Source organism: Kaarinaea lacus, assembly GCF_975902315.1.
In genome coordinates, this window is the sequence record NZ_CDLKIE010000150.1 from 1 (window position 1) to 2,988 (window position 2,988).

Here is a 2,988-nt window from a genome sequence, read left to right on the forward strand (position 1 = left end):
AGAGATGATAGCCAATCCCCACTAGTGCGCCTACAAGAATTCGGGAGCCTATCCCCACTGTTCGAAGCGGCCCAAATACAAAGGGTATTGAAAGCAGCACCATCACAGCGGTAACTACTGGCAACGTTGCCTTGGTCCATAGAGATTGTTTGTATTTATCTGCGCTTAGGCCATTGCTTTCCAGGTAATCTATATATTGATACAAACCCCATACCGATAAAGTATATGGCTTAACGGTTACCACACCTAACAAATCAGGACTTAAATCGGTTTCCCATACATGCTGATCCTCGTGATGCGCAACAACATTACCTTTCACTAAATAGCTATGCTCAACGTCCTCCAGCACCCATTTTTCATCGCGATAAAAGGCGCTTTTTGCATGCACAATATGAGTCATGTGATGCTGGTGATCCACTTCATAAACGTAGATATTATTTAAGCGGCGTCCCGGGAGAATAGTACGTATATTAATGTACTGCGCGCCATCTTTTGCCCACAATCCCTTGCCGCCTTCCAGTTCCAGACGATCTGATTGTGCCACTGACCGCATAGTCTGCGCTTTTTGTTCGCTCATTGGAGCCAACCATTCACCGATAACAACACCTAGCACAATGACGACCAGACCTACCCTGAGCACTGACCATATTATTTGCTCCATGGAAACACCGGCACTTCTAATTGCCGTTAGCTCGCTATTACTGGCTAGTACGCCTAATCCAATTGTAGAACCAAGTAGGGCTCCGATAGGCAACAGTTGATAGGCCATGTTGGGCAGTGTCATTAATACAAATATGATTGCCCTGGTAGTGTCGTATTTTCCTTTCCCTACATCCTTGAGCTCTTCCAGAAACTGGAAGAAGACAAACAGAGACAACAGCACCACCATGACAATGAGCATGCTGACGAGAATATTCCTGGCTAAATATCGATTTAGGATTTGCATATTTTTTACTTACGCCGTCCTGAACCTGAACCAGCGTCCGGTAATTTGCTGAAACAGGAGTAACACGATGATTGCTACCAATATCAGGTGTACCCACCATATTCCAACCTCAACAGGAATCTTGCTTTGTTCGACCCAGGAACGCGCAATACTCATCAGGTTGTTGTAAATGATATAGACTAATATTGCGACGAACAATTTTGCAAAACGCCCCTGGCGTGGCGATGTACGGCTAATCACAAGACCTAGCACCGCAAGCAACAATGTTGAAATGGGTAGAGAAATACGCCACTGCAATTCAGCCATATCCTTCGGTTTTGCATCTTGCCACAATTGCATTGTAGTAGTTGCTCGTTTGCGTCGCGTTTGACTGCCAATTTTAGGTAACGCAAGACGCACTGCATTTTTTTCATATTCCTGAATCAGAAAATCCTGCTCACCGGGATTACCCAAATAACGATAGCCATTAACCAGCACCAGATATCGATCCCCGGTTTCCAGGTCCCGATGAATATAACCTTCATTTGCCGAATAAACATCCATCTTGCCATCGACTTCTAACTGCAGGAAAACATTTTGAAAGGACTTGCGGTCCTCAGCAATGGCGCCTACATAAAAAACGGCGTCCTTTCGCTTGCTAAACTGATTGAACTGACCTGGCGATAAACTTTCCACAATTGATGCCTTACCTGCTTCGATCTCCACAATTTTGCGCTTATCTTCGGACCAGGGCGAAATCCATAATGCAATGACAGCCACAATCAGCGCAAAAAACAGCCCCAGGCCCATAATTGAATACGCCACTCGATTCACACTCACGCCTGAGGCAGCCAAAGCCGTCATTTCATTGTCCTTATACATACGCCCAAAGGAAATAAGTACGGCGATATAAAGGGCAAACGGCAGCATCATATTTAGCGCACTCATGGTGCGCAGCAAAAGCAGGTCAATTACCACTGAAGCGGTTATATCTCCGTCCACGGCATAGGATAGAAATAGCGCAAAATAACGTCCCATAAAAATCAGCAACAACACCAATAACACAGCTGCCATGGTTTGCAGAATTTCCGAAATGAGATATCGATCAATAATCATGTTTTGGGTATTGTTTTACTTTTCGCCGCGCCTTTCGCTGAAACGATGAATTGAGTAAACTTCGGCACTTGATTGCGCCGCTTGGCCACTCTTTTGTTGACAGAAGTTCTGCCCTATTTTAGTCAAATTTAGCGCTAGCATGTTCCGCAAATAATTATACATTAAGGGTAACCGCGCAAATTCAGGTAGTCTACAATATGTAGAAATATTAGTGTGATAAAAAAGGATTCCGTATTGGTAAAACCAAAAATGACATGTTTATTATGCTATAACTAAGTCAATTTTGGATTTTAATGGCGATATTGGCACAAAATTTTAAGTAGAGTGGTACTCAGTAATTTAGAAGCAAGGGAACAACTATGGAATTTAGTGTAAAAAGTGGTAACCCGGAAAAACAAAGGTCCGCCTGTGTTGTGATCGGCGTATTCGAACCAAGACGTCTTACTGCCGCTGCAGAAAAAATTGATAACGTGACTGATGGCTACCTGTCCGCATTAGTACGCCGAGGTGACCTGGAAGGCAAGCTAGGTCAAACCCTGTTATTGCACAATGTCCCCAATACCCTGGCCGAACGTATCTTATTGGTGGGATGTGGTCGTGAGCGGGAAGTCGGCGACAGCCAGTATCGGCAATTTACCGCAAAAGCGGCAACAAAATTGAACGAAACCGGCTCCATGGAGGCCACATCCTACCTCACGGAACTGAATGTTAAAGGACGCAATACGCACTGGAAAATCCGACAGGCCGTAGAAATCACCGAAGATGCCCTTTACCGATTCGACCATTTTAAGTCAAAAAAAGATGAAACTCGCCGACCCCTGCGCAAACTGATTTTCAGCGTTCCAAAACGCAGCGATCTAAATGATGGCGAACAGGCCATAACCGAAGGTATTGCAATATCCAAAGGTGTTGCAGTGGCCAAAGACCTGGCAAACACGCCGGCTAAC

The 2,988-nt window shown here is 44.8% G+C and carries 3 protein-coding genes; 1 reads left to right on the forward strand and 2 read right to left on the reverse strand.

The window, feature by feature from the left end:
• Together lptG and lptF are read right to left on the reverse strand one after the other, a co-directional pair.
• The coding region (gene lptG / locus ACWVCM_RS04175; protein ID WP_455200457.1) for an LPS export ABC transporter permease LptG at positions 1–946 on the reverse strand (946 nt) is incomplete at its 3' end.
• A 9-nt stretch (positions 947–955) separates the two neighbouring features.
• Positions 956–2,041, reverse strand: a complete 1,086-nt coding sequence (lptF, locus tag ACWVCM_RS04180; protein ID WP_455200458.1) for an LPS export ABC transporter permease LptF — start codon at positions 2,039–2,041, stop codon at positions 956–958.
• A 359-nt stretch (positions 2,042–2,400) separates the two neighbouring features.
• Here lptF and ACWVCM_RS04185 point away from each other — a divergent pair.
• On the forward strand, positions 2,401–2,988 hold a 588-nt coding region (locus tag ACWVCM_RS04185; protein ID WP_455200459.1), incomplete at its 3' end, for a M17 family peptidase N-terminal domain-containing protein.

What these genes read in the sequence shown, in the direction of transcription:
- lptF (WP_455200458.1), bottom strand. Translation starts at nt 2,041, where the DNA reads ATGATTATTGATCGATATCTCATTTCGGAAATTCTGCAAACCATGGCA.